Here is a 4740-nt window from a genome sequence, read left to right on the forward strand (position 1 = left end):
GACGGTGGCCGGCCCACGCGGCTCGTTCATCATCCCGCTCGACTACGACTGGCACCTGCTGATCGGCGACGCGAGCGCGCTGCCGGCGATCGAGCGCCGGCTCGAGGAGCTGCCGGCCGGCACGCGCGCGATCGTGCTGCTGCAGCTCGATGCAGCGGATCGCCGCCCGCTGGCGAGTGCCGCCGCGCTGCAGGTGCAGCATGTCGACAGCGACGACGCGCTGCTCGCCGCGGCCCGCGCGCTCACGCTGCCGCCCGGCGACGGCTACGCCTGGTGCGCCGGCGAGGCCGCGACGATGGCGGCGCTGCGCCGCGTGCTGGTCGACGAGAAGGGCCACGACCGCCACGCGATCCGCGCGGCCGCGTACTGGAAGCGCGGCGTCGTCGCGCACCACGAGAACCTCGGCGATTGAAGAAAGGAACACGCCATGTCAAACCGGACCTTGCCGCTCGACGACCACCTGCTCGACTACGTCATCGCCCATTCGGTGCGCGAGCACCCGGCGCAGGCCGCGCTGCGCGAGGCGACGCGGCGGCACCCGCACGCGTCGATGCAGATCTCGCCCGAGCAGGGGCAGTTCATGTCGCTGCTGGTGCGCCTGATCGGCGCGCGCCGCGCGATCGAGGTCGGCGTGTTCACCGGCTACAGCGCGCTGACGGTGGCGCTCGCGCTGCCCGACGACGGCCGGCTGCTCGCCTGCGACATCAACGACGACTACACCCGCGTCGGCCGGCCGTTCTGGCAGCAGGCGGGCGTGGCGCACAAGATCGAGCTGCAGCTCGCGCCGGCGCTGCAGACGCTGGATGCGCGACTCGCGGCCGGCGAGGCCGGGCAGTACGACTTCGCGTTCATCGACGCCGACAAGCGCAGCTACGACGGGTACCTGGAGCGCTGCCTGCAACTGCTGCGCCCCGGCGGGCTGATCGCGATCGACAACACGCTGTGGGGCGGCGACGTGGCGCACCCGGCCGCGGCAGGCACCGACACCGCGGCGCTGCAGGCGCTGAACGACAAGCTGCACCGCGACGAGCGGGTCGACCTGTCGCTGCTGCCGATCGGCGACGGGTTGACACTCGCGCGCAAACGGTAGCCCGGATGCCAATCCGGGATTTGTCCGACACATCCCGGATTGGCATCCGGGCTACGAACCCCATACCTCCTGGGCCGTCTCCACGACCAATCTGAGCTTCGCCCGCTGCGCCTCCACCGCGATGTCGTTGCCGTGCACCGTGCTGCTGAAGCCGCATTGCGGCGACAGGCACAGCTGCTCCAGCGGCACGTACTTCGCGGCCTCGTCGATGCGGCGCTTCAGCTCGTCCTTCGACTCCAGCTCGCCGAGCTTGGTTGTCACGAGACCCAGCACCACCGTCTTGCCCTTCGGCAGGAAGCGCAGCGGCCTGAAATCGCCGCTGCGCGCGTCGTCGTACTCGAGGAAGTACGCGTCGACGTCCATCTCCGACAGCAGCGCCTGCGCCACCGGCTCGTAGCCGCCCTGCGCCGCCCAGGTGCTCTTGAAGTTGCCGCGGCACAGGTGCACCGCGAGCGTCATGCCGGCCGGCTTCTGCGCCACCACGCGGTTGATGAAACCGGCGTAGCGGTGCGGCAGCTCGTCGGGGTCGTCGCCGCGCTGGCGGGCCGCCTCGCGCATCTTGTCGTCGCACAGGTAGGCGAGGTTGGTGTCGTCCATCTGCACATAGGTCGCGCCGGCCGCCGCCAGCGAGCGCAGTTCGTCGCCGTAGGCGTTCGCCACGTCCTGGTAGAACGGCTCCAGGTCCGGGTAGTGCTCGCGGCTGATGCCGGCGCGCCCGCCGCGGAAGTGCAGCATCGTCGGCGACGGGATCGTCACCTTCGGCGTGCGCCGCGTCTGCGACTTCAGGTACTCGAAGTCGGCACGCTGGATGTCCTTCACGTGGCGCACCTTGTCGATCACGCGCATCACCGGCGGGGCGAGCTCCTCGCTGCCGTCGGGCTTCTTCACCAGCACCGGGATGTCGGTCTTCACGCCGCCCAGCTGCTCCAGGAAATCGATGTGGAAGTAGGTGCGGCGGAACTCGCCGTCGGTGATGCTCTGCAGGCCCACGTCCTCCTGGAAGCGCACGATCTCGGTGATCGCCCGGTCTTCCACCGCACGCAGTTCGGCCGCGCTGATCTCCTTCAGGCGGAAGCGCTCGCGGGCCTCCAGCAAATACTTCGGTCGCAGGAAGCTGCCGACGTGGTCAGCGCGAAAAGGAGCTGCGGAACGCTGGGTCATCAAGGTCTCCTGTGAGGGTTCACCGCGATGCGCGATGCCCCCGTTTCTGCTGCAATGTTCTTATATAGAACACGGGTGCTGTATGCGAACCTTGATGCTAGCATCCGGCCCCGGATTCGCTGCATCATCCACCGCCTTCCCAACGGAGACAAACGCATGCACAAGCGCACCGCCCTGCGGCACCTCGCTGCGGCGGGGCTGGCCTCGAGCCTGCCCCTGGCTTTCCCATCCGCCGCCTTCGCGCAGGCCAAGCCGTTCAAGATCGGCTTCATCCTCCCGATGACCGGGCAGTCGGCATCGACCGGCCGGCAGATCGAGGCGGCCGCGAAGCTGTACCTGGCGCAGAACGGCAGCACGGTCGCCGGCCGCAAGATCGAGCTGATCATCAAGGACGACGGCGGCGTGGCCGACGCGACGCGCCGCATCGCGCAGGAGCTGGTGGTCAGCGACAAGGTCGACGTGCTGGCCGGCTTCGGCCTGACGCCGCTGGCCCTCGCGACCGCGCCGATCGCGACGCAGAGCAAGACGCCGATGGTCGTGACCGCCGCGGCCACGTCGATCGTCACCGAGCAGTCGCCCTACATCGTGCGCACCAGCTTCACGCTGCCGCAGGTGACGCTGGGCATCGCCGAATGGGCGAGCAAGAACCAGATCAAGCGCGCGGTGACGCTGGTGGCCGACTACGCGCCGGGCATCGACGCCGAGAAGACCTTCAGGGACCGCTTCAAGCTGAACGGCGGCGAGGTCATCGGCGAGATCCGCTCGCCGCTGCGCAACCCCGATTTCGCGCCCTTCCTGCAGAAGGTGCGCGACCTGAGCCCCGATGCGGTGTTCGTGTTCCTGCCGTCCGGGCAGGGCGCGGCGTTCATGAAGCAGTTCGCCGAGCGCGGCCTCGACAAGTCGGGCATCCGCCTGATCTGCACCGGCGACGTGACCGATGACGACCAGCTCAACGACATKGGCGACGTCGCGCTGAACATCGTCAGCTCGCACCACTACTCGGCCTCGCACCCGTCGGCGGTCAACAAGAAGTTCGTCGAGGCCTTCCAGGCGGCCAACAAGTTCCGCCCGAATTTCATGGCGGTGGCCGGCTACGACGGCATGCGCGTGATCACGAAGGCGCTTGAGGCCACCAAGGGCGCGGGCGGTGGCGATGCGCTGCTGGCCGCGATGAAGGGCCAGGTGTTCGAGAGCCCGCGCGGTCCGGTGATGATCGATGCGCAGACGCGCGACATCGTGCAGGACGTCTACATCCGCCGCGTCGCCCGGGTGAACGGCCAGCTCTTCAACGAGGAGTTCGACGTGCAGAAGGCCGTGAAGGATCCGGGCAAGACGAAGTAGGCATGCTGACGCTGCTGTTCGACGGCATCGCCTACGGCATGCTGCTGTTCGTGCTGGCCGTCGGGCTGGCGGTCACGCTCGGGTTGATGAACTTCGTCAACCTGGCGCACGGCGCGTTCGCGATGGCCGGCGGCTACGTCACCGTGCTGCTGATGAACCGCCTGGGCGTGCCCTTCCTCGCGACGCTGCCGGCCGCCTTCATCCTCACCGCGCTGGCCGGGGCGCTGCTCGAACGCACGCTGTACCGGCCGATGTACGCCAAGCCGCATCTCGACCAGGTGCTGTTCTCGATCGGCCTGGTGTTCATGGCGGTGACGGCGGTCGACTGGATCATCGGCTCGCAGCAGCAGATGATCCAGGTGCCGCCGTGGCTGCAGGGCCGCTTCGACTTCGCCGCGGTCGGCATCGGCAAGTACCGGCTGTTCATCATCGTGCTGTGCGCGCTGCTGACGATCGCGCTGCAGGCGGTGCTGACGCGCACCCGCTTCGGCAGCCGGCTGCGCGCCGCGGTCGACGATCCGCGCGTCGCGCAGGGCCTGGGCATCAACACCAGCCAGGTGTTCCTGCTGACCTTCGCGGTCGGCTCGGGGCTGGCCGGGCTGGGCGGTGCGCTCGGTGCCGAGGTGCTGGGGCTGGACCCGAGCTTCCCGCTCAAGTTCATGATCTATTTCCTGATCGTCGTCTCGGTCGGCGGCACCACCACCATCACCGGCCCGCTGCTGGCCGCGCTGCTGCTGGGCATCGCCGACGTGTTCGGCAAGTACTACGTGCCCAAGCTCGGCGCCTTCATCGTCTACACRCTGATGATCGTGATCCTCACGCTGCGCCCGCAGGGGCTGTTCGGGCGGAGCGCCGCCCGATGACCGAACGCGGCAGCGTGCGCGATTCACTGGCCGCCGCTTCGGCCTGGCGCTGGTGGGAGTTCGCGCTCGGGCTGGTCGCGCTCGGCTCCTGCGTGTTCGCCGGCGAGCATGCGCTGCTGCTCAACGAGATCGCGATCCTCGGGCTGTTCGCGATGTCGCTCGACCYGGTGCTGGGCTACGCCGGCATCGTGTCGCTCGGGCATGCGGCGTTCTTCGGCTTCGGCGCCTACGCGGCGGCGCTGTTCGCGAAGCACGTGATGCCCGATCCGCTGGTCGGGCTGGCGG

6 protein-coding genes are annotated in these 4740 nt (G+C 68.9%); 5 read left to right on the top strand and 1 reads right to left on the bottom strand.

Annotated features, from left to right (window positions below; all coding sequences use genetic code 11):
• Both AC1D01_RS21330 and AC1D01_RS21335 read left to right on the top strand, forming a co-directional pair.
• Positions 1–412, top strand: a 412-nt coding sequence (locus AC1D01_RS21330) for a siderophore-interacting protein (RefSeq protein ID WP_477869820.1), incomplete at its 5' end; no start/stop codon positions are given.
• 15 nt (positions 413–427) lie between these two features.
• Positions 428–1090 carry a class I SAM-dependent methyltransferase gene (locus AC1D01_RS21335; protein ID WP_477869822.1) on the top strand — a complete coding sequence of 221 codons (663 nt, stop codon included), beginning with the start codon at positions 428–430 and terminating at the stop codon, positions 1088–1090.
• 51 nt (positions 1091–1141) lie between these two features.
• Here AC1D01_RS21335 and AC1D01_RS21340 read toward each other — a convergent pair whose 3' ends face one another.
• A complete protein-coding gene (locus AC1D01_RS21340; RefSeq protein WP_477869824.1) occupies positions 1142–2251 on the bottom strand; it encodes a 5-methyltetrahydropteroyltriglutamate--homocysteine S-methyltransferase in 1110 nt (369 codons plus the stop codon).
• Positions 2252–2407: 156 nt separating this feature from the next.
• Here AC1D01_RS21340 and AC1D01_RS21345 point away from each other — a divergent pair, with 156 nt between their 5' ends.
• From AC1D01_RS21345 to AC1D01_RS21355, 3 genes are all read left to right on the top strand, one after another.
• Positions 2408–3592 carry an ABC transporter substrate-binding protein gene (locus AC1D01_RS21345; protein WP_477869826.1) on the top strand — a complete coding sequence of 395 codons (1185 nt, stop codon included), beginning with the start codon at positions 2408–2410 and terminating at the stop codon, positions 3590–3592.
• A 2-nt stretch (positions 3593–3594) separates the two neighbouring features.
• Positions 3595–4455 (top strand): branched-chain amino acid ABC transporter permease, encoded by an 861-nt coding sequence (locus AC1D01_RS21350; protein WP_477869828.1) that lies wholly within the window; start codon positions 3595–3597, stop codon positions 4453–4455.
• A partial coding sequence (locus AC1D01_RS21355; RefSeq protein ID WP_477869830.1) for an ABC transporter permease subunit occupies positions 4452–4740 on the top strand: 289 nt, incomplete at its 3' end. The genes AC1D01_RS21350 and AC1D01_RS21355, both read left to right, overlap by 4 nt.

It is taken from the genome of Rhizobacter sp. P3_B12, from assembly GCF_056402895.1.

Bases quoted from the DNA above. Each gene is read 5' to 3' on its own strand.
- AC1D01_RS21340 (WP_477869824.1), bottom strand. From the start codon at position 2,251: ATGACCCAGCGTTCCGCAGCTCCTTTTCGCGCTGACCACGTCGGCAGC.
- AC1D01_RS21335 (WP_477869822.1), top strand. From the start codon at position 428: ATGTCAAACCGGACCTTGCCGCTCGACGACCACCTGCTCGACTACGTC.